This window comes from Bradyrhizobium sp. USDA 4503, from assembly GCF_054055815.1.
The window spans coordinates 7,442,217-7,461,869 of record NZ_JBSRXS010000001.1; the positions used below are offsets into that span (position 1 = coordinate 7,442,217).

The 19,653-nt window shown below is 64.7% G+C and carries 18 protein-coding genes; 7 read left to right on the top strand and 11 right to left on the bottom strand.

Annotated features, from left to right (window positions below; genetic code table 11):
* Positions 1-42: 42 nt before the first annotated feature.
* A complete protein-coding gene (locus ACVMIH_RS35405; protein ID WP_057019326.1) occupies positions 43-996 on the top strand; it encodes an ABC transporter substrate-binding protein in 954 nt (317 codons plus the stop codon).
* 79 nt (positions 997-1,075) lie between these two features.
* Here ACVMIH_RS35405 and ACVMIH_RS35410 read toward each other — a convergent pair whose 3' ends face one another.
* Together ACVMIH_RS35410 and ACVMIH_RS35415 are read right to left on the bottom strand one after the other, a co-directional pair.
* On the bottom strand, positions 1,076-1,879 hold the full coding sequence (locus ACVMIH_RS35410; RefSeq protein ID WP_456864899.1) for an isocitrate lyase/PEP mutase family protein: 804 nt from the start codon (positions 1,877-1,879) through the stop codon (positions 1,076-1,078).
* Between the two features lie 69 nt (positions 1,880-1,948).
* The gene (locus ACVMIH_RS35415; protein WP_168858531.1) at positions 1,949-2,848 is read right to left on the bottom strand and encodes an alpha/beta fold hydrolase; all 900 of its coding nucleotides are present in this window, start codon (positions 2,846-2,848) and stop codon (positions 1,949-1,951) included.
* A gap of 106 nt (positions 2,849-2,954) precedes the next feature.
* Here ACVMIH_RS35415 and ACVMIH_RS35420 point away from each other — a divergent pair, with 106 nt between their 5' ends.
* Positions 2,955-3,464, top strand: coding sequence for a MarR family winged helix-turn-helix transcriptional regulator (locus tag ACVMIH_RS35420; protein WP_057019292.1), 510 nt, complete (start codon positions 2,955-2,957; stop codon positions 3,462-3,464).
* Between the two features lie 239 nt (positions 3,465-3,703).
* On the opposite strand, the gene ACVMIH_RS35425 is transcribed toward ACVMIH_RS35420, so the two are convergent.
* From ACVMIH_RS35425 to ACVMIH_RS35440, 4 genes are all read right to left on the bottom strand, one after another.
* Complete coding sequence (locus ACVMIH_RS35425; protein ID WP_168858529.1) at positions 3,704-5,419, bottom strand: methyltransferase domain-containing protein; 1,716 nt, start codon at positions 5,417-5,419, stop codon at positions 3,704-3,706.
* A 225-nt stretch (positions 5,420-5,644) separates the two neighbouring features.
* On the bottom strand, positions 5,645-6,919 hold the full coding sequence (locus ACVMIH_RS35430) for a cytochrome P450 (protein ID WP_456864901.1): 1,275 nt from the start codon (positions 6,917-6,919) through the stop codon (positions 5,645-5,647).
* A 30-nt stretch (positions 6,920-6,949) separates the two neighbouring features.
* Positions 6,950-8,221: a cytochrome P450 gene (locus ACVMIH_RS35435; protein WP_168858527.1), complete on the bottom strand. Its 1,272-nt coding sequence runs from the start codon at positions 8,219-8,221 to the stop codon at positions 6,950-6,952.
* A 241-nt stretch (positions 8,222-8,462) separates the two neighbouring features.
* Positions 8,463-8,837 carry a hypothetical protein gene (locus ACVMIH_RS35440; protein ID WP_057019327.1) on the bottom strand — a complete coding sequence of 125 codons (375 nt, stop codon included), beginning with the start codon at positions 8,835-8,837 and terminating at the stop codon, positions 8,463-8,465.
* Positions 8,838-9,103: 266 nt separating this feature from the next.
* Between ACVMIH_RS35440 and ACVMIH_RS35445 the strand changes: the two genes are divergently transcribed.
* Together ACVMIH_RS35445 and ACVMIH_RS35450 are read left to right on the top strand one after the other, a co-directional pair.
* On the top strand, positions 9,104-10,255 hold the full coding sequence (locus tag ACVMIH_RS35445; RefSeq protein WP_210262986.1) for a DUF898 family protein: 1,152 nt from the start codon (positions 9,104-9,106) through the stop codon (positions 10,253-10,255).
* A 4-nt stretch (positions 10,256-10,259) separates the two neighbouring features.
* Entirely contained in the window at positions 10,260-11,378 is a 1,119-nt protein-coding gene (locus tag ACVMIH_RS35450; RefSeq protein ID WP_057019297.1) for a M48 family metallopeptidase, read from the top strand.
* A gap of 25 nt (positions 11,379-11,403) precedes the next feature.
* Here the strand turns inward: ACVMIH_RS35450 and ACVMIH_RS35455 are convergent, their stop codons facing one another.
* Positions 11,404-12,552, bottom strand: a complete 1,149-nt coding sequence (locus ACVMIH_RS35455; protein WP_253607293.1) for an ABC transporter substrate-binding protein — start codon at positions 12,550-12,552, stop codon at positions 11,404-11,406.
* 441 nt (positions 12,553-12,993) lie between these two features.
* On the opposite strand from ACVMIH_RS35455, the gene ACVMIH_RS35460 reads away from it, so the two are divergent.
* Positions 12,994-13,206, top strand: a complete 213-nt coding sequence (locus ACVMIH_RS35460; RefSeq protein ID WP_168858524.1) for a hypothetical protein — start codon at positions 12,994-12,996, stop codon at positions 13,204-13,206.
* 14 nt (positions 13,207-13,220) lie between these two features.
* On the opposite strand, the gene ACVMIH_RS35465 is transcribed toward ACVMIH_RS35460, so the two are convergent.
* The 3 genes from ACVMIH_RS35465 to ACVMIH_RS35475 form a co-directional block, all read right to left on the bottom strand.
* Complete coding sequence (locus tag ACVMIH_RS35465) at positions 13,221-14,216, bottom strand: LysR family transcriptional regulator (protein WP_456864903.1); 996 nt, start codon at positions 14,214-14,216, stop codon at positions 13,221-13,223.
* A gap of 661 nt (positions 14,217-14,877) precedes the next feature.
* A complete protein-coding gene (locus ACVMIH_RS35470; RefSeq protein WP_229192962.1) occupies positions 14,878-15,678 on the bottom strand; it encodes a DUF2927 domain-containing protein in 801 nt (266 codons plus the stop codon).
* A 93-nt stretch (positions 15,679-15,771) separates the two neighbouring features.
* Positions 15,772-16,347 (bottom strand): L,D-transpeptidase, encoded by a 576-nt coding sequence (locus ACVMIH_RS35475; RefSeq protein WP_035633276.1) that lies wholly within the window; start codon positions 16,345-16,347, stop codon positions 15,772-15,774.
* A 388-nt stretch (positions 16,348-16,735) separates the two neighbouring features.
* Between ACVMIH_RS35475 and ACVMIH_RS35480 the strand changes: the two genes are divergently transcribed.
* Positions 16,736-18,283 carry an acetolactate synthase large subunit gene (locus tag ACVMIH_RS35480; protein WP_456864905.1) on the top strand — a complete coding sequence of 516 codons (1,548 nt, stop codon included), beginning with the start codon at positions 16,736-16,738 and terminating at the stop codon, positions 18,281-18,283.
* Positions 18,284-18,333: 50 nt separating this feature from the next.
* The gene (locus ACVMIH_RS35485; RefSeq protein ID WP_057019303.1) at positions 18,334-18,870 is read left to right on the top strand and encodes a hypothetical protein; all 537 of its coding nucleotides are present in this window, start codon (positions 18,334-18,336) and stop codon (positions 18,868-18,870) included.
* 425 nt (positions 18,871-19,295) lie between these two features.
* On the opposite strand, the gene ACVMIH_RS35490 is transcribed toward ACVMIH_RS35485, so the two are convergent.
* A complete protein-coding gene (locus ACVMIH_RS35490) occupies positions 19,296-19,535 on the bottom strand; it encodes a hypothetical protein (protein WP_245288896.1) in 240 nt (79 codons plus the stop codon).
* Positions 19,536-19,653: the final 118 nt, after the last annotated feature.

The following is a 19,653-nucleotide window of genomic DNA, read 5'->3' on the forward strand; positions in this document are numbered from 1 at the left end:
GCATCCCACGGACGCGGCAGCCGGCGTGAGGTCCTGTTGTTGATGGCCGCCGCCGCGGCCTGGACCACATCCTCGCGGGCGCAGAAGCCGTCGATGCCTGTGATCGGCTATCTTTGTCCGGAATCGCCGGAGTTGTTTGGCAGCCGGCTGAAGGCTTTCCACCAGGGACTTCGTGAAGCCGGCTTTGTCGAGGGCCGCGACGTTGCGATCGAATATCGATGGGCCAATGGGCAATATGCCCGGTTACCTGCACTGGCCGGCGAATTGATCGCGCGCGACGTCGATGTGGTGGTTGCGCCCGGCGGCGCCCCCGTCGCGCTTGCCGCCAAAGCTGCCGGCGTCACCAAGACGATCGTTTTCGAGATGGGCGGCGACCCCGTTCAGCTGGGTGTGGTGGACAGCTTGTCGCGGCCGGGAGGCAACATCACGGGAATCTCGAGCCTGAGCGTCGACGTGTCGCCGAAGCGGCTCGAGTTGATGCACGAACTTCTGCCGGCGGCGAAAACGTTGGGGGTCGTGACCAACCCGACAAGTCCAACGGCCAGCTCGCAACTGCAGAAGCTTCAGGCCGCTGCCGAAACTTTGGGGGTCCATCTGCAGATATCGAGGGCAAGCAAGGAAGAGGAGTTTGAAGCCGTATTTGCTTCCGTAGAGAGAGATTCGACAAACGCGCTTGTTTTCACCTCCGATCCCTATTTTGCATTTCGCAGCCGGCGATTGGCCGATCTCGCACTGAAGTATCGTGTTCCCGCAATCACGCAGACCCGGGATTTCCCGACAGCCGGAGGCTTGATGAGCTATGGCGGAGATTTCGTGCAGTCGCATCGACGCGCGGGCGTCTATGCCGGCCGGGTTCTGAAGGGTGAGAAGCCTGCCGATCTTCCGGTCCAACTGGTCACCAAGGTCGAATTCGTCATCAACCTGAAGACCGCCAAACTGCTTGGCCACGAGTTCTCTGCTTCAGTCGTCAGCGGCGCAGACGAAGTGATCGAGTGACTCGTTCATGAACCTGGTAGTCCGGCCGGCACGGGCTGAACGGTCCGGCCGGACCGTGACATCGCGTGCGCTCACGTGCTCAGCTGCCGGGCTGTAGAAACGCGCCGTATTGCTTGCTCGTGGCGACCGCGGCGGCCGCCTGTCCGATGACACGCATTGCCGCCATCATCGGCCACGGCCCAAGGCTCACCCTGCGAACACCGGCGCGGGCGAGCTCGCCGATTTCGGGCACGCCTTGCGTCACCATGATGTTGACGGGCAGCGGCGTGAGCTGAACGAACCTCGCGATCAGTACGAGGTCGGTGAGCCCCGGTACAAAAATTCCATCAGCGCCGGCATCGGCATAGACCTTCGCACGTCGCGCCGCCTCATCCAGACATTGCTCGGGCGAGCCGAACTTCAGCAGAAACGGATCGGTTCGCGCATTGATGAAGAGGTGAACGCCGAGTCTCTGCGCGGCGTCCCGCACCGCCCTGATCTTCGCGGCATGCTGCTCCGGAGTGGCGAGCTGCCGCTTTCCGCCAACAAGCCCGTCCTCGATATTGATGCCGATCGCGCCGGCCTTCAGGATCCTTGCCGCCGAATGCGCGGCGGCATCCGGCGTGTCGCCATAACCCGCCTCCAGATCGATCGACACCGGAACCGTCACCGACGCGGTCATCCGCGAGACCAAGCCTTCCACGATGTCGAGCGGGGCATTTTCGCCGTCGGCGTAGCCGAGCGCGGATGCGACCGCGCCGCTGCTGGTCGCCACCGCCGTCGAGGCCTTCGCGATCGCCTTGGCGGTGGCGACGTCCCAGGCGTTGAACAGGACGAGCGGATCGCCCTGCTTGTGAAGTCGGTGAAACGCTTCGGCGTAGTGCTGCTGTGTCGTGGCGTCCATTGCGCGCACTCCTGGTCAGAGAATTCGAAGGATGGTGTGGCTGACGCGGCCGCAAGTGGTGACGTCCGTTCAGTCGGCGGCGTGCGTTGTGAACCAGTCCATGATCAGACCTGTGACCTCGGCCTCACGCTCGAGGTGCGGGAAGTGGCCGACATCGGGCAGGACGATGCGCCGATGTGGTCCCTTGAAGAGCGGCTCTTCCTTGATCGAATACCGCGCCGTCGGATCGTTGCCGCCATAGATTGTCAGCGTCGGTGTATGCATGTCGTTGATCGGTAGGCGGCCCGCAACTCCCGCATCGACCAGGCCATTGTAGTATTTCAGCGCCGCCTTCATGGTGCCGGGAGAGCTGAGCGTCTCCTTGACCGAGCGGAGATGCTCGTCGTTCTGCAGGGTTGGCGACCACAGCTTCCAAAGGTAGTCGACGAAGGGAAGTCCCTCGATGTTGACCGCCGAGTGAGCGCCAGGCACCGTGAAGAAATAGACATGGAAAACCGATCGAACGGCATCGGGGTCGCTCCGGAGGCTTGGGATTGTGATCGGGTGCGCGGTGTTCATGACCACCGCGGCCTTGATCGCCGACGGCGCCGTGGCCAGCGCCTGGAAGGTTGACGTACCGCCCCAATCCATGCCGACGACGTAGGCCTGTCCGTCGTCGCTCAGCGCCGCGATCAACGCTTCGAGATCCTGGCCCAGCGCGATCGGATCGAAAATGCCGTCGGCCGGAATCTCCGTCGGCGCATAGCCGCGCAGGAACGGCGCGACCGCGCGATAGCCGGCATCCGCGAACACCTGCAGCTGCTTTCGGTACGACCAGGCATTGTCGGGAAAGCCGTGCATGAACATGACGAGCGGTCCGCTGCCCTGTTCGAGATAGGCAAATCGCACGCCGTTGGCCTGCACGTATTTCAGGGCGGGTTCGCTGCCGGCGGCGTCACGCGTTGCCAGTGCGGTGCTTCGGGTCGTCATCGCTGCTCTCCATTTGTGTCGTCGTTGCGCTCCCGGGCAAATATGTGCGTAGCGCACATATCTGGTCAAGTTGTTTTTTGTGCGCAGCGCACATATTGTTCCCGGCATGGAAAACGGAATCGCTAATCTGCTGGGCGCGCTGTCGCTCGCTGTCATGGATCGGATCGAGCAAGGCGCGCGCGAGGTCGTCGGCCGCGGCGGCGAAACGCCCGCGGCGCTGATCGTCATCGGCTATGGCCAGGGCATGACCAACGACAAGCTGAGGCGGATTCTTGGCCTGTCGCACTCCGGAACGGTCCGCCTGGTCGATCGGCTGGTTTCGGATCGGCTTGTCGAACGCCGGGCGGGCAAGGACGGCCGCGAAGTCGCCTTGCACCTGACGGCATCGGGCGCTGCGTCCCGGAATGAACTGCTGGCGTCGCGGATTTCAGCCGTGACGTCGCTGCTCGACGTGCTGTCGGTCGCTGAGCGGAAGCAGCTCGCAACGCTGATCCGCGAGCTGCTGGCAAGGCAGGACACATCCGAGATGGATCGCTTCACGATCTGCCGGATGTGCGACGACCGGGTCTGCACCAATTGCCCGTTGCCGACCAGCAAGGGTCAGCACGCGCGCTAGAGAGGTTACTTTGAATCGAGCGGCCAACTCCGCTCACCTCGCCCCGCGTGCGGGGAGAGGTCGGAACGCATCGCTAGATGCGTTCCGGGTGAGGGGGAGTTTCCGCAAACACAGCTATCACCGCTTATGCGGAGAGTGCCCCTCACCCCAACGCTCTCCCCGTAAGAACGGGGAGAGGGAGCGCGGTGCCATCGCGGCCGCTATTCGACCTCATCTCCTCACGCTCCAGCAGCTTGCCGTCAGCGCGCGTTCTTGCCCGCCATGAACACGTACATGTCCCAGAAAGTCTCGGGATGATCGACCTCGAAGCGGTGCCACTGATCGAGATTGGTCTCGTCGGCCGTGCCCTGAAACTGCTTGCGGAATCGGTCGAGGACCGCCGGATCGTCAAACGGCTCGAACCCCTCGAACGACAGGCCATGCTCGTTCAGGAATGCCGCGATCGCCGGAATCGTCAGGCGGTGTTCCATGACGTTGAACAGCAGATCGCGGCAGCCGCTCATGCTGTAGAAATCCTTGGCGCCGATCAGCGGCTTCCATTTGTCGGCTTCGCGGAAGATGTCCTGCCGGCAACGTCTGATGTCGCCGGCGGTGGCGCGATAATTGCGCGCCGCGATGCGATCGCGGGCCTCGACGATGACGCGGCGCGCCAGATCGCTGTAGAGCCCGATGCGCATCGTGCCGCCCGGCCGCAGCAGCGAGACCAGCACGCGCCAGCCGGCCAAGGGCTCGGCAAGATGATGCAGCACGCCGACCGACTCGATGCTGTCGAAGCTGCGATCGATCGAGGCCAACTCCAGGATGTCCGCCTGCGCATACTCGATGTTGCGCAAGCCGAGCTCCCGCGTCTTGCGGCGCGCATAGGCAAGGCTGGTCCTGCTGATGTCGACCGCAAGCAGGCGGGCGTTGGGATAGACCTGCGCGATCTGGATCGCGTGCGAGCCGGTGCCGCAGCCGGCAATCAGGATATCCCGTTCGGCTCGCTGGTCCGCGGTTGCGACGGTCCTTCCCCGCGCCCGATCGGCCGCGAAGGCCGTCAACGGGTTGACGGTCCAGCGCGGATAGGGATTTTCCTCGTATTGGCGCATCACCTCGACGGATATGTCGTTCCTGATCGGAGTGAGCGCTGCAATAGTGCTGCGCTCTTCGATCTCCTCGCGCGGCTCGCGAAGCTGCACCCGCAACAGGCCGGCGACGGCCGCGGGCCAATCCCGGCGCAGCAGCGCGTCCGCCGTCGGCAAGGCATGAAGCGGGAAGTAAGCGGCGACAGCGGCGAGCGTGAGCGGCGCGATCGCAGCGCCTGATGCCAGGTCCTGCAGCAACCGGTCGCGCAGCGCGCCCGCGTCTTCGCTCTCCGCCCCGGTCTGCGCATAGACATGTTCGTTGATGAAGCATTGCCGGGCGAGCGCGCAGGCAAAGGCTACGATATCGTCGTCGACGTCATCCTGATCCGGCTTGCTCGCGAGCCGCAACAGCTCGGCCCGCGCATATCCGAACAGCACCTCAAGCTGCATGCTCGCCAGCGTGGTGGTTTCCATCGCGCAGCGCAGGAACAGGTCGTTCGCGAGCGGGGCGACACCCTCGCTGCCGAACAATTCGACGCTTGTGACCGGTAGCGGCCACTTGCTTGCAATCCGCCCGGCATAGGTGGTGACGGTCGGGCTCTGCAGGATGAAGCCGACCGCCTTCGCGTCCATGCCGAGCGCCAGCGCCTTGCTGAAATGCGCGGCCGCCTTGCTGCGATTGCCCAGCGCCTGGTAGGAATTGCCGGCGTTGTAATGGCAGGCGGCATTGACCTCGTCCGAGGCAATCGCCTTGGTGAACATCTTTGCTGCAGCCCGGTGATCGCCGGCAGCCTGCGCCATCAGGCCGAGAAGATTCAGGCTCTGCACATGGCCAGGATCGCGCGCGAGAAGCTGCCGGCAGATCTCCTGCGCTTCGTTGAAGCGTCGCATCCCGTAGAAGCGGCTGGCCTCAGCGGCGAGGCCGCCAATGCTGACACCCGTGGAACCGAAGGCAGGTGCGTTTTTGCTGGACGCGTCCCGTTGCTTCCCGGCCGCACGCCGCTCTTTTCGGTTCATGTTCCGTCAACTGGCCCGAGCTGCAAGACGCGGTGCATCAATTACCACGCCCGGGAAGACATAGGGCCGATCGTCTTTGTGGCCAAGGACAATCTGGCTTCAGCCCGGGATCCGCACCGGCAGGTTCTCGATGCCGCGGACGAAGCTGGAATAGACCCGCTTCGGCTCACCGACCACCTCGATGCGGTTGAAGCGCTTCAGCATCTCTTCCCAGACGATCCGAAGCTGCAGCTCGGCGAGCCGCATGCCGACGCAGCGGTGGATGCCGAAGCCGAACGACAGGTGGATGCGCGGCCGCGGGCGGTCGATGATGAACTCGTTCGGACGATCGATCACCTCGTCGTCGCGGTTGCCGGAGACATACCACATCACGACGCGGTCGCCCTTCCTGATCGTCTTGCCGCCGATCTCGGTGTCGACAAGCGCGGTGCGCCGCATATGCGCCAGCGGCGTCTGCCAGCGGATCACCTCCGGCACCATGGTGTCGATCAGTGCGGGATTCTCCTTCAGCTTCCTGAACTGGTCGGGATGCTCGTGCAGCGCCAGCACCGAGCCGCTCATGGTGTTGCGCGTGGTGTCGTTGCCGCCGACGATGAGCAGGATGATGTTGCCCATCAGATTGTCGGGGTCCATGTGCCGCGTGGCGTCGCTATGCGCCATCATCGACAAAAGGTCGTTGCGCGGCGGGGCGTTGACGCGCTCGTTCCAGAGCTTCGAGAAATAGGCGTAGCACTCGTCCATCTCCTGCCGCCGCTGCTCCGGCGAGTTGACGACGCCGCTCTTCGGCAGCGCGGTGGAGACGTCGGACCAGCGCGTCAGCTTGCGCCGCTCCTCCCAGGGGAAGTCGAACAGCGTCGCCAGCATCTGGGTGGTCAATTCGATCGAGACGCGCTCGACGAAGTTGAAGGTCTCGTTGCGCGGCAGATTGTCGAGCACGCTGGCCGAGCGCTGCCGGATCAGCTTTGCCAGCTCGTCGAGATGCGTGGGCGTGAACATCGGCGACACGGTCTTGCGCTGATGGGCGTGCCTCGGCTGGTCCATCGCGATGAAGCTCGGATAGTCGTAGCCGGGCGGCACATCGCGGATCGAGATGCCGCCGAGCGTGGAGTCCGAGGAGAAGATGCCGTGGCTGGTGTCGACATGCATGATGTCGTTGTACTTCACCACCGACCAATACGGCTCGATCGGCGCATTGGTGCAGTAGTGCACCGGCTCTTCCTGGCGCAGCCGCTCGAACCACGGCCACAACGTGTCGTTCTGGAACAGTTTTGGCGCGCCGGGATGAAAATCCTTGAGCGGTGTCGAATACGCTTCCTCGCGGGCCTGGCGCAGCAGCTCGGCCCGGTCGGCACGGATGGCGGTCTGGACGTTCATGTTCCTTGATCCCGGTTGGCTCGCGACGCGTCAGGCGGCGATGCGCACTGGCAGCGTCTCGTAGCCCTTGATGAAGCTGGAATACACCCGCTGCGGCTCCTCCACCACCTCGATGGTGTCGAAGCGCTTGAGGATCTCCTCCCAGATGATCTTGAGCTGCAACTCGGCAAGCCGCAGGCCGACGCAGCGGTGGATGCCGAAGCCGAACGAGATATGGGTGCGCGGCCGGGCGCGGTCGATCAGGAACTCGTAGGGCTTCTCGATCGCTTCCTCGTCGCGGTTGCCCGAGACGTACCACATCACCACCTTGTCGCCCTTCTTGATCTGGCGTCCGCGGAACTCGTAGTCGGCGAGCGCGGTGCGCCGCATATGGGCGAGCGGCGTCTGCCAGCGGATCACCTCGGGCACGAAGCTGTCGATCAGCGCCGGGTTCTCCCGCAGCTTGCGGTACTGCTCCGGATGCTTGCTCAGCGCATAGATGCTGCCGGACAGCGTGTTGCGCGTGGTGTCGTTGCCGCCGACGATCAGCAGGATCAGATTGCCGAGGAAGTTCTTCGGGTCCATGTTCCGCGTGGCGTCGCTGTGCGCCATCATCGAGAGCAGATCGCTCTTCGGCGGCTGGTTCGAGCGCTCCTTCCACAGCCTTGCGAAATAGCTCGCGCATTCCATCAGTTCGGCCTGCCGCTCGTCTTCGGTGGCGACGAGGCCGCCGGCGCCGGGCAGGGTGGTCGCGACGTCGGACCAGCGCGTCAGCTTGCGGCGGTCTTCCCAGGGGAAGTCGAACAGCACCGCGAGCATCTGGGTCGTCAGCTCGATCGAGACCTTGTCGACCCAGTCGAACACCTCGCCGCGCGGCAGATTGTCGAGGCACTCGGTCGAGCGCTTGCGGATGTTGGTGGCGAGCTCGTCGAGGTGCGTCGGCGTGAACATCGGCGCCACGGTCTTGCGCTGCGCCGAATGGCGCGGCTGGTCCATCGCGATGAAGCTTTCGCGGCGCAGATCCGGCGGTACGTCGCGGATGGTGATGCCACCGAGCGAGGCGGCCGAGGAGAACACCGAGTGGTTGGTCTCGATGTCCATGATGTCGTTGTAGCGGGTGATCGACCAGTACGGACCGAACATCGAGTCCTTGCAGTAGTGCACCGGATCCTCGCGGCGCAGCCGGTCGAAATACGGCCAGAAGGTATCGGTCTTGAACAGCTCGGGATTGCCGGGATCGTAGTCCGAAAGCGCAAGCGAATTGGCGCGTTCGCGTGCGGCGTCCAGATTCGTGTTGTCGACGAGATCGATGGTCCCGTGCATGAGCGGCTCCTCAACCGTTTGAGCTGCCGGGGCATGGCCGGCGCGGCATGTTTTACCGAATTACATTCTCATTCCGCGGTTTGCGCAAGGGCTCTCGACGCGCATTTGGCCGCATTGATGTCAGGCCAAAGCGGCCGAATCCGGGCTTTTCCGGCGGGGAGGGGCTGCGGCCGCGACCACGCCCGTTTGAAACGGCGTTTGATCTGGCCGGGCGGCGGCGTGCGAACGGTGCCGGCGCCGTTTATTGACTGCCGGTCTTCTCGCCGGCGGGCTTTTCGCAGGGGTAGGTGTCCTGCATCCCCCACAGCAGCAGGAGAGCGATCACCATCTCACCTTTCGCCGACCGCTTGTCGGCGGACTTGAGCATGATCTCTTCGGTCTGCTCGCTGCTCAGTGCGAGGTCGTCGGGCATGCAGAACAACAATTGGCCGCCATGCCGTTTCAGCCAGGCATTGGACGCCATCAGGCCGCCCCTGACGCCGTCGAGGTACATGTGATTGAAGATGCGCAAATTCTCACTCTTTGGATTGCGATAGGAATCGAGCCGCACGTCGACGGCAGCGGCCGGAGCTGCCGTGAGCGTCAGGAGGCATGCTGACAGGATCCATCTGTTCATCGCTGCGGTTTCCTCGCTTTGCGGCGGCGGCTTCGCCTCCATCGCCTGATCGTTAAGTATGTCATTGCCGCCCGGGGGTTCGACGCCGGCGGTCGATCGAGGACTGCGCGCTTTCCGGCATTGCCGTTAAGGCATGGCCAACCGCATCCCGCCAAAAATCGGCCGGCGATCTCGACCTTGTGTGAAACCTGGATCACACTCGCGACGACAAATCTGTGCTTTTGATACCCAGAGATTGTCCCGCCAGGAGCCATCCCGTGAACGACATGAGCTGGACCCCGCTGGGGCCGCCGCAGCCGCCTCCGCAACCGGCCCCGCCGCCGATGCCGGTGGCGTTTTCAGGGAACCGGAAGGAGTTCTTTCGCCTGGTCGCGCGCGGCGCCGGGCTCGAACTGGTCACGGTCGGCTTCTACCGGTTCTGGCTCACCACCGACATCCGCCGTCATCTGTGGTCGAACAGCCAGATCGATGGCGACGCGCCGGAATATACCGGCCGCGGCAAGGAGCTCCTGATCGGCTTCCTGGTCGCGCTCGCGATCCTGGTGCCGATCTATCTCGGCTATTTCCTGATCGGCATCGAGGCGGAGCATTTCAAGGCGTTCGCCTCGCTGCCGCTGGTCGCCTTCTTCTATTTGTTCGGCCAGTTCGCGATCTATCGCGCGCGGCGTTACCGCCTGACCCGCACGGTGTGGCGCGGCGTCCGCTTCTGGATGAGCGGCTCGGGCTGGGTCTATGCGCTCAAGGCCTCGCTCTGGGGCGTGCTGGTCGTGATCACGCTCGGCCTCGCGCTGCCGTGGCGCGAGGCGGCGCTCGAACGCTACAAGATGCGGCACTCCTATTACGGCGACCTTCAAGGCTCGTTCGACGGCCGCGGCTGGGAGTTCTTCGCGCGGGGCTGGTGGCTCTGGGTCCTGATGCCGTTCGCGCTCTACAGCACGATCTTCGCCCCGTTCGCCTATGCCGCGTTCAAGGCGGTCGAGTGGCGCTGGTGGCTGTCGGGAATCCGCTTCGGCGAAGTGAGGCTGGAATCCACCCTCCGCCGCGGCGCGCTGATCGGCCTGTACTGGAAGGTGATCGGCTGGGTCGTGCTGCTCGGCGTGGTGTTCGCGGCCTATCTCGCGCTCTGCACCTTGCTGGTCGCCAGCATGGACGGCTCCTCGATCGCGGACTTCTTCAGGACCGAGGCGTTCGCCAAGAGCATTCCGCTGATCGTGCTGCTCGGCATCGGCTACCTCGCCTTTGCGCTGGCGCTGAACGTGGTGTTGCGCGTCTATCTGATGCGCGATCTCTGGGTCCGGGTGCTGTCCTCGACCATCGTGCACAACATCCAGGCGGCCGCCAACGTCACCGCGCGCGGCGAGCTCGCCAACGCGCTCGGCGAAGGCTTTGCCGATGGCCTCGACGTCGGGGGCTTCTAGCTCCATGGAATCCGATTCCGGTCAGACCAATTCCGCGGCGCCGGCTCCCGGCGGCGTCTTCTTCGACGGCCTGTCGAACCGGCGGCGCATCGTCGCACTCAGACTGTCCGACGCACTGGAGATCCGCGAAGACGGCGCACTGCTCGCGCGCTGGGTGTTTCACGACATCCGCCGCGCCGACAGCCCGTCCGGCCTGTTGCGGCTGAGCTGCCTGACCGCACCGCCTCTGGCGCGGCTCGACATCCGCGACGCCGGGCTGATCGCCGCGCTGGTCGCGCGCTGCGACACGCTCGAGGCGGATTTGCCGAACCGCAGGGGCGTCGCCGCGATCGTCGGCTGGTCGCTCGCGGCCGCGGTGTCGATCGTGCTGGTGGTGCTGTTCGGCGTGCCGCTCGCCGCCGAGCGGTTGACGCCGCTGGTGCCCGACTCGTTCGAGCGTCGCATCGGCGATGTCGCGGAGGCGCAGGTCAAGGTGCTGTTCGACGGCAAGCCGTGCAGCAATCCGGCCGGCCAGGCGGCGTTCGCGAAGCTGGTCGGCAAGTTGCGGCAGTCCGCAGGCTTCGATACGTCGGTGCAGTCGGGCGTGCTAGCGACGTCGGTGCCGAACGCCTTCGCGCTGCCCGGCGGCAAGGTCTATCTGTTCGACGGACTCTTGGAGAAAGCCGAGAACCCCGACGAGATCGCCGGCGTGCTGGCGCATGAGCTCGGCCATCTCCGGCACCGCGACAGCATGCGCGAATTGATCCACAACGGCGGCACCTCGTTCCTGATCGGGCTGTTGTTCGGTGACGTCACCGGCTCCGGCGCGCTGATCTTCGCCTCGCGCTCGCTGGTGACGTCGTCCTATTCGCGCGACGCCGAGACCAACGCCGACAGCTTCGCGATCGAGACCATGCACAAGCTCGGCCGTCCGGCCAAGCCGATGGGCGAACTGATGTTCCGCGTCACCGGCAAGGAGGGCGGCAAGGGGCTCTCGCTCGTCTCCAGCCATCCCTTGACCGAGGACCGCCTCGCGCGCATGGACAAGGCCGATGCCGCCAGCCGGCCCGACGGTCCGCCGCTGCTGTCATCGGCCGAATGGCAGGCGCTGAAGGGCATCTGCAGCGGCGCCGGCAAGGTGTGACGGCGCAGCCGCCGACGCTCCCTCGCTACTTCACCAGCCTGAACTTGCCGCCTTCGACCTTGATCAGGAACGCCGAACGCTCGTCATAGCCGTTGTGATCGGTCGGGCTCATGGTCGAGAGGCCGTTGTTCAGATAGACGTCCTTGCCGCGCTCGAGCTCGTCGCGCAGCGCGGCGCGGAATTCCGCCGTGCCGGGCTTTGCGGTCTTGAGCGCATTCGCCGCCGCCCGCTTGAACAGCGTGACGGCGTCCCACAGATGCGCGCCGAAGATGTTCGGCCTCGAGCCGTTGGCCTTCTCGTAGGACGACACGAACTCGTCACGCACCTGGCGGAACGGATCGTTCGCCGGCAGATCGTCGGCGATGGTGAAGGCTTCGCCGGTGAAGATCGCGCCCTCGACATTGGCGCCGCCGAGCTTGATGAACTCCTCCGAGGCCACGCCATGGGTCTGGAAGATCTTGCCGGCATAGCCGCGGCTGCGCAGCGCCTCCTGCGGCAGTACGGCGGGCGTGCCGGCGGAGGCGATGAACACCGCTTCCGGATTGGTCGCGATCACCTTGAGCGCCTGGCCCATCGCGCTGGTGTCGGCCCGCGCATAGACCTCATGCGTCGTCACGGTGAGGCCGAGCTGCGGGGCGAGCCGCGACACCTCCTTGTAGTAGCCTTCGCCATAGCCGTCGGAGACGCCGATATAGCCGAGCGTCTTGATGCCGGACTTGGCGATGTATTTCAGGATCGCCGCCGCCATCAGGTCGTCATTGGGCACCACCTTGAACGCCCAGCGGCGGCGGTCGTCCATCGGCTGCACAATCGCGGTCGCCGCCGCGAGCGAGATGATCGGCGTCTTGCTCTCCACGGCGACGTCGAGCATCGGCATGGTCACCGGGGTGAGCGAGGAGCCGATCAGGATATCGACGCCGTCCTGGATCACGAGGCGCCGCGCATTCTGCGTGCCCTTGGTCGGGTCGGACTCGTCGTCGAGCGCGATATAGGTCACCTTCTCGCCGCCGATCTCCTTCGGCAGCGCGGCGATGGTGCGCATCTGCGGCTGGCCGAGCGCCGATCCCGGTCCGGATCCGGACACCACGACGCCGACCTTGATGTCGGCACGCGCGCCCGGCGCAATCAGGATCGCGCTCGCAAATGTCAACAGTCCGGCCATGGCCAGCTTCATTGCAACTCCTCCCAGCAGGTTCTTTTTATCTGCGGCCGATGATAGCCGACCGCCGTCCGGTCGCGCATCATATTGATTCCGCCCGATCCGTCTGTCCCCCTGATTGGGGACACCGGACTGCGCTCGGGCAAGGTTCGCGCGCTCTGCGGCCCGAGGCCTCAAATTGTCCGCGATCGGTTGGGTCGACGGCGCCCGGCCAAATTTCTGACCCAGCTTCGGTTCGGTCCTGAAACTTCGCGTTTACCACTCCCTTAAAGGCCGCGGGAACCAGTTTCCCTAATCGGGCGGCAACGTCTCGCTGTTATTGAAGGATCAGAAAAGGGAGTACGAACATGTCCAGTATTGTTCGGATCCTCGTCTTGATCGCATGTGCACATGCGGGATCCGTGGTTGCGGAAGTGCAGTGGGACGGCGCGCAGTCATCGCCAGCGGTCCACGTCCATGATTGAGCCTCATCCGATTGCGTCCGAGCACGCGCGCGCCATCTGCGAAGAGATTGGCGAACGGCTGCGCCATGCCCTGCGCGGCGATTACGCCGATCTGCCGCCAAGGCTGCGCGAGCTGGTCAACGAGCTCGCTCTGCAGGACTGTGAAGCGCCGTCGCTGGTGCCGACAATGGCTGAGATGACGAGGCCGCTGGTCGCCGCGGCCTAAGCCGAGCGTCTGCGTCACACGTTCTTCGCGACCTTTCGTGTCCGCGTCGGTCCGGCGCCGGCGATCGTCGGCTTGATATTCCATACCGCGCGCACGCTTGCGAAGGCGTGGGCGATCACCGGCTCCTGGCGGCGGGCGGCGAGGCTGGCGAAGGAGAGATCGCAGGTCAGCTTCACCTTGTCGGCGACCACGAACTGATGCGGCCGCGCCATCCGCGGCGCCAGCACGTTGTCGCGTGCGAGGCTGAGGCAGAGGCCGGATTCGACGAAGTCGATCATCGCCTCTTCCTGGTCGGTGTAGCCGATCCGCTTCGGCAATGCGCCGAGCGGACGGAAGATGTCGTCGAGCAGCCGCCGGTGGCCGGAGTGCGGCGGTGTCGCGAGCCAGGGCAGCTCGGCGAGCTCGGCCCAGCCCTTGCCCATCACCCGATCGCGCCAGGCGATCGGTGCGATCACCCGGTAGTCGTAGCAAAGCAGCGGGGCGAGCTGGTAGCGGCCGTCGACGATGGTCCGTTCGGTGAAGCTGTGATGGACGAGCTGGTCCTGCGGCGTGGCGTCGACATAGTAGCCGACGTCGAGTTCGCCGCGGCCGATCTGCGCCAGCACGTCGTCGCTCACGCCATGGCGCAGGAAGACTTCGGTGCGCTGCGAGGACATCGCAAGGCTGCGCACGAACGGCCCGAGCCGGGTGAATTCGGGGTCGAGGATGGTGCCGACGCGCAGCGTGCCGCGCTGTGCCTCGTTCAGCGAGTCCGCCATCGCCTTGAAATCGGAGGCGGCCGCGACCGCCCGGTGCGCCAGCGGCAGCAGCGCTGCGCCGGCCTCGGTCAGGGTGAATCCGCTGGGCGTGCGGTTGAACAGCTGCAGCCCGGTGCTTTCCTCGAGTGCCTTCAGCTGCAGGCTGACCGCGGGCTGGGTCAGTTTCAGCATCGCCGCTGCGCGCGATACCGTGCCCTCACGGGCAACCGTGATGAAGCAACGCAAGGCCTGGGTACGGGGAAGCTCGATCATCGCACGTGCTTATAGCACACTTTTTTGGCGCGCATCCGACCTGCGTCGTGCATTGTCATGCGATTATAATACAACCAATGCGAGAATTCAGGACCGCCGCCACGCAACCATGCCTTCGGTGCGCGCGGTTCAACAATGACTGTCTCTGGAATACTGGATCGCCCGGTCAAAGCCGGGCGAGGACTACGCAATGACGCTACGTTACGTCGCGCGAGAACCATCCTCGTCGTCCTGGCGAGGACCCATTACCCCAAATGTCGATTGTTGCGCGATGCTGTGGCCGCGATCTCGTTCATCATCAAGTGCGGTGGTCCTGGCTTTCGCCAGGACGACGATTGGGGAGATCGCGCGCTCATTCCATCACCGTCATGCTGAGGAGGCCGCGCAGCGGCCGTCTCGAACCACGACGGCCTGACTGTGGCCGTGTATCCTTCGAGATGCGCGAGTGCGCCTCAGGATGAGGGGACCTGGACTGCTTTCCGACTTCATCGTCGTCCCGGCGAAGGCCGGGACCCATTGCCACCGAAGTTCATTGTTGCGCGATCTCGGAACGACGAGTCCCATCCACAACACCCGCTGCGGCGTATGGGTCCCGGCCTTCGCCGGGACGACGGCTGTGAATGCCGCGAGCGTGTGCGCCGATCGACGGAGGCCGCCACCCTCACTCCAGATGGTTCACCTTCGCCACCCAGGCGCGGACGTCGGCGAGGACGGCGGGCAGCACGGCCTTGACCTCCTGCACGGTCATGCCGGGCTTGATGCGGGGGTCGTAGAGCAGGTTGAGCAGATATTGGTCGTAGACGTCGAAATAGCCCATCGAGACGTTGTCGTTGAACATGGTCCAGGGCACGGTGGCGGTGTCGTTGATCGGGCCGAGCGACTGCAACAGCTCCTCATAGGCGCAGTCGAGGAAGACGAAATCGCCGTTGTCGACGGTGAGGATCACGTCGGAATGCTCGATTTCGTAGTTCTCGTTCTTGCGGAAGCCGGACAGGCATTGCGGGTCGAGCGAGGAGCGGATCTCCCTGGCGCGCTCCTGGCCGTAGAAAGTCGCGATCGTGCGGTACAGCTCGCGGTCGCGCACCAGCTTGACCACGACATTGGCCGCTTCGTTGTTCTCGGTTATCGCGATGTCGAGATGCTGCACCTTGCTGCGGATGTCGGCGACGACCCTGGCGAGCTGGGCCTTGCGGTCGGCGCGGCTGCCGTCGGCGAACACGCGCACCGGACTGTCGTACTTGCGGATTCGGTCGACCCGCCCGGCGAGATGATATTCGGCGCCGAACGCGGTCTTCAGAAAGCCCTCCACGATCTCGGCGTCGGTGAAGACCTTCTTCTCGTTGCGCTGGCGCGCGGCGATCGCCGGTACCTCGTTGGCGGCCGCGGGCAGCGCGGCATCAGCGAGGCAAGCGGCGAGCGCTACGGCAAGAAGGACGAGGATCGAAGGACGGTGCTGGGGCATTGTGACAACGCTGCCGCAAGGTTTGCGGCAGCGCAAGGCGGGATCAGCGATCTTGCCGAATGGCGGCGCCTGGTTCCGTTGAAATCGACGCGATCAGTTGTTCTTCACCACCACGGTGGTGCCGACCGAGACGCGACCATAGAGGTCGGTGACGTCGTCGTTGGTCATGCGGAAGCAGCCCGACGAGACGGCCTGGCCGATCGTCTCCGGTTCGTTCGAGCCGTGGATGCGGTAGAGCGTCGAGCCGAGATACATCGCGCGCGCGCCGAGCGGGTTCTCGATACCGCCGTTCATGTGGCGCGGCAGATCGGGGCGGCGGCGCAGCATCTGCGACGGCGGCGTCCAGGACGGCCATTCCTTCTTTGCGGAGATGCGGTGGACACCGCTCCAGCGGAAGCCGTCGCGGCCGACGCCGATGCCGTAGCGCAGCGCCTGGCCGTTCGCCAGCACCAGATAGAGCCGGCGCTCGGCGGTGTTCACCACGACGGTGCCGGGGGCGTAGTTGGTCGGGTAGTTGACGGTGGTGCGTGGGATCGGGCTTGCGCCTCCGCCGCCGAAGAAACTCGGGGCTTCGGACTGATAGCCGCGAGAGTCGAAGAACTGGGCGTGGGCCTGGCCGGCACCTGCCAGGATCGTGAGCGCGGCAAACATCAAGGCAATCGGGCGCATGGTCGTCGTCCTCGCGAACAATCAAATATGTAGTCAGAGAGGCCACAATTGCCGGCGTTTCGCAAGCGACGAAGCCGTGACCTCAGGCATTTTCGAACAACACGGTTTAAAAAGGCAACAGATCGGAAGCGATACCTGCATTGTCCGGCCAAGCCTTTGACGAAGCGGCTGAAGAATGGTTGATCTGGAGCGTTTTCGAGCGAAGTGGGTACCGGTTCGCGTCAAGAAAGCGCGACCAAACAAAAGCTGGAGCGTTTTCAAGCGAAGTGGGCACCGGTTCGCGTGAAGAAAAAGCGACCAAACAAAAGGATACGAGCATGATCCGATTCAATCGGATCGGATCATACTCTGAGCGACCTCAAGAACATCTCGAAACGGGAGCGAGAGCATGAATGGTGCGGAAAGTCTGGTGCGGACATTGGTCGCAGGCGGCGTGGATGTCTGCTTTACCAATCCCGGCACCTCGGAGATGCATTTCGTCGCGGCGCTGGACAAGGTCCCGGGCATGCGCTGCGTGCTCGGTCTGTTCGAAGGCGTGGTGACCGGTGCGGCCGACGGTTATTTCCGCATGAAGGGAACGCCGGCCTCGACGCTGCTGCATCTCGGGCCCGGCCTCGCCAACGGCCTTGCCAATCTGCACAACGCCAAGAAGGCGCATTCCGGCATCGTCAACATCGTCGGTCAGCATGCCACCTACCACATCGGCTACAACGCGCCGCTGACATCCGACATCGAGGGCCTGGCGCGGCCGATGTCGTCCTGGGTGCGCACCTCGCCGGATGCCAAGGCGGTCGCCGCCGACGGCGCGGCTGCGATCGCCGCCGCCAGGAGCGCGCCGCCGCAGATCGCGACCCTGATCCTGCCGGCCGACACCGCCTGGAACGAAGCCGACGGCATCGCCGAGGTGCCCGTGGACACGCAGCGTCCGAGCTATTCGCCGCAGGCGGTCGACACCGCGGCGAAGATCCTGCATGGCGATGCCGCGCATACGCTGCTGCTCGTCACCGGCAGCGCGCTGACCGAGCACGGGCTGGCGCTCGCCGAGCGCATCGCCGGCAAGACCGGCTGCACGGTGATGGGCCAGACCTATCACCCGCGCATGGCGCGCGGCCGCGGCCGTTTCTCGATCAACCGCATTCCCTATGTGATCGAGCAGGCGTTGCCGATCCTGAAGAAATTCCGTCACATCGTGCTGGTCGAGGCCAACGATCCCGTGGCGTTCTTCGCCTATCCGAACAAGCCGAGCATGCTGAAGGCGGAAGGCTGCGAGGTGCATCGCATGACCGCCTGGGGCGAGAATTCGGTCGCGGCGCTCGAGGCGCTCGCGGGCGCGCTGCATGCGACCGCGCAGGACGTCAAGCCGCAGCAATTGCAGGAACTGGTCGAGCCGACCGGTGCGCTCGACCACGCCACGATCGCGCAGGCGATTGCGTGCGCGATCCCCGAGCACGCCATCATGGTCGATGAATCCGTCACCACGGGCCGCGGCTTCTTCCCGCCGACGGCGGCGGCCGCGCCGCATGACTGGCTGCAGAACATGGGCGGCTCGATCGGCTTCTCGACGCCGGTGGCAACCGGCGCGGCGGTCGCCTGTCCGGACCGCAAGGTGATCTGCATGGTCGGCGACGGCAGCGCGATGTACACGATCCAGTCGCTGTGGACCCAGGCGCGCGAAGGGCTCAACGTCGTGACCATTGTGTTCGCCAACCGCATCTATCAGATCCTGCGCGGCGAGTTCGACGGCGTCGGCGCCGGCGAGCCGGGCAAGCGGGCTCAGGACATGCTGAAGATCGACCGGCCGACGCTCGACTTCGTCGCGCTCGCCAGGGGCATGGGGGTGCCGGGCAGGGCGGTGACGACGGCCGACGAGTTCAACAAGGCGCTCGCGGAAGCCGTCGCGGAGCCGGGACCGCGGCTGATCGAAGTGCATATGTAGAGGCGTAGCTGAAAGGCCGCGGCGGCGGCCCAGTCCAGTCGGAGGCGTCGATGCAGACCGAGCTGAACAAGGTGATCGCCGCCGTGGAGGAATTCTATGCGCAGGAGATGTTCCTGCTGGAGCGCGATCTCGGCGAGCGAACGCTCACTCACCGGCTGGCGGTCTATGTCGAGCGGCAATTTTCCGGCTGGCAGGTCGATTGCAACTACGACCGGCTCGGCGAACGCACGCTGCGGCTGCCGCGCGGCTCAGGGAGCTCGACCGACGACCATCTCGGCAAGTCGATCTATCCCGATATCGTCGTGCATCAGCGCGACATCCCGAACAATCTCCTGGCCATCGAACTGCGCAAGGACAGCAATCACCAGCCGATCGAGCACGATCAGCGCAAGCTGCAGGCGCTGACCGATCCGAATGTCTGGTTTGCCTATGCGATGGGCGTGCTGGTGATCGTCGGACAAGGCGGGGTGAGCTTTACCGAGGTCTATGCCGGCGGAGCCATCGATAGCGCGACTTCGCTCTGGTTTGCCGAGCGGCTACGCGAGAGCGGGCTCGCGAACAGGCGCGACGATGGCGCTCCGCATTAAGTCTATCGGTGAATCTTTCCTCGCGTTTGCAGTGATAGCCCGTTTGGATCATGCGTCGCCCCTGCACGCGCGGCACAACAGAAGGTGCGGGAGGTGGAGCAATTCCTGGAGCTGGTGGTCAATTTTCAGAACGATCCGATGGCGGTGCGGATTATCAGCTCCGCAACTCTTTCGCTCCCCCTCCCGCACCTGAATTCGCTGGTCCAACGCTCGCTGGTCCAGCCTGCACTGATCCAACTTCCACTGCCCCAACTTTCCACTGCCCGAGGTGGTCGGCGCACTCGATTGCGACGCGACGGGCCGAGGCAACATCCGCACCGAGACAGTAAAAAGGCCGCCTTCGGGCGGCCTTTTCCGTGCTCGACAAGTCCGTGCTCGGCAAGTCCGTGGTCGCCAGTTGGATCACCGAGCGCGATTGTTTCTGTTTATTGCTTGGTGGCATCGCTGCCGGTCGGGGCAGCGCCGGTGGCGGCGGCACCGGTCTTGGCGCTCGATTTCTTGGCGGTCTTCTTCGCTTTCTTCTTCGGCGCCTTGGCCGCCTCGCCCTTGGTCGCGGTGTCGCCGCTCTGCGCGGCGGGGGCCGGGCTGCCGCCCGCCTTGTCCTGCGCGAGCGCGGTGGACGAGACGAAGGCAAGGGCGGTGGCGGCGAGGATCAGTGTTCGCATCGGATGTTCTCCCAAGTTGGTTTCCGGCGAGCCTCAACGGGACAGAATGTCGCAGGGTTCCGCGGCACCGATCAGCAATCCGTGAGCTCTGCGTGAACGGCATGGCCGCTGCGGAACC

Excerpts from the sequence above, each read along its gene's own strand:
- ACVMIH_RS35405 (WP_057019326.1), top strand. The coding sequence starts at position 43 with ATGGCCGCCGCCGCGGCCTGGACCACATCCTCGCGGGCGCAGAAGCCG.
- ACVMIH_RS35410 (WP_456864899.1), bottom strand. The coding sequence starts at position 1,879 with ATGGACGCCACGACACAGCAGCACTACGCCGAAGCGTTTCACCGACTT.
- ACVMIH_RS35415 (WP_168858531.1), bottom strand. The coding sequence starts at position 2,848 with ATGACGACCCGAAGCACCGCACTGGCAACGCGTGACGCCGCCGGCAGC.
- ACVMIH_RS35420 (WP_057019292.1), top strand. The coding sequence starts at position 2,955 with ATGGAAAACGGAATCGCTAATCTGCTGGGCGCGCTGTCGCTCGCTGTC.
- ACVMIH_RS35425 (WP_168858529.1), bottom strand. The coding sequence starts at position 5,419 with ATGCGACGCTTCAACGAAGCGCAGGAGATCTGCCGGCAGCTTCTCGCG.
- ACVMIH_RS35430 (WP_456864901.1), bottom strand. The coding sequence starts at position 6,919 with ATGAACGTCCAGACCGCCATCCGTGCCGACCGGGCCGAGCTGCTGCGC.
- ACVMIH_RS35435 (WP_168858527.1), bottom strand. The coding sequence starts at position 8,221 with ATGCACGGGACCATCGATCTCGTCGACAACACGAATCTGGACGCCGCA.
- ACVMIH_RS35440 (WP_057019327.1), bottom strand. The coding sequence starts at position 8,837 with ATGAACAGATGGATCCTGTCAGCATGCCTCCTGACGCTCACGGCAGCT.
- ACVMIH_RS35445 (WP_210262986.1), top strand. The coding sequence starts at position 9,104 with ATGAGCTGGACCCCGCTGGGGCCGCCGCAGCCGCCTCCGCAACCGGCC.
- ACVMIH_RS35450 (WP_057019297.1), top strand. The coding sequence starts at position 10,260 with ATGGAATCCGATTCCGGTCAGACCAATTCCGCGGCGCCGGCTCCCGGC.
- ACVMIH_RS35455 (WP_253607293.1), bottom strand. The coding sequence starts at position 12,552 with ATGAAGCTGGCCATGGCCGGACTGTTGACATTTGCGAGCGCGATCCTG.
- ACVMIH_RS35460 (WP_168858524.1), top strand. The coding sequence starts at position 12,994 with ATGATTGAGCCTCATCCGATTGCGTCCGAGCACGCGCGCGCCATCTGC.
- ACVMIH_RS35465 (WP_456864903.1), bottom strand. The coding sequence starts at position 14,216 with ATGATCGAGCTTCCCCGTACCCAGGCCTTGCGTTGCTTCATCACGGTT.
- ACVMIH_RS35470 (WP_229192962.1), bottom strand. The coding sequence starts at position 15,678 with ATGCCCCAGCACCGTCCTTCGATCCTCGTCCTTCTTGCCGTAGCGCTC.
- ACVMIH_RS35475 (WP_035633276.1), bottom strand. The coding sequence starts at position 16,347 with ATGCGCCCGATTGCCTTGATGTTTGCCGCGCTCACGATCCTGGCAGGT.
- ACVMIH_RS35480 (WP_456864905.1), top strand. The coding sequence starts at position 16,736 with ATGAATGGTGCGGAAAGTCTGGTGCGGACATTGGTCGCAGGCGGCGTG.
- ACVMIH_RS35485 (WP_057019303.1), top strand. The coding sequence starts at position 18,334 with ATGCAGACCGAGCTGAACAAGGTGATCGCCGCCGTGGAGGAATTCTAT.
- ACVMIH_RS35490 (WP_245288896.1), bottom strand. The coding sequence starts at position 19,535 with ATGCGAACACTGATCCTCGCCGCCACCGCCCTTGCCTTCGTCTCGTCC.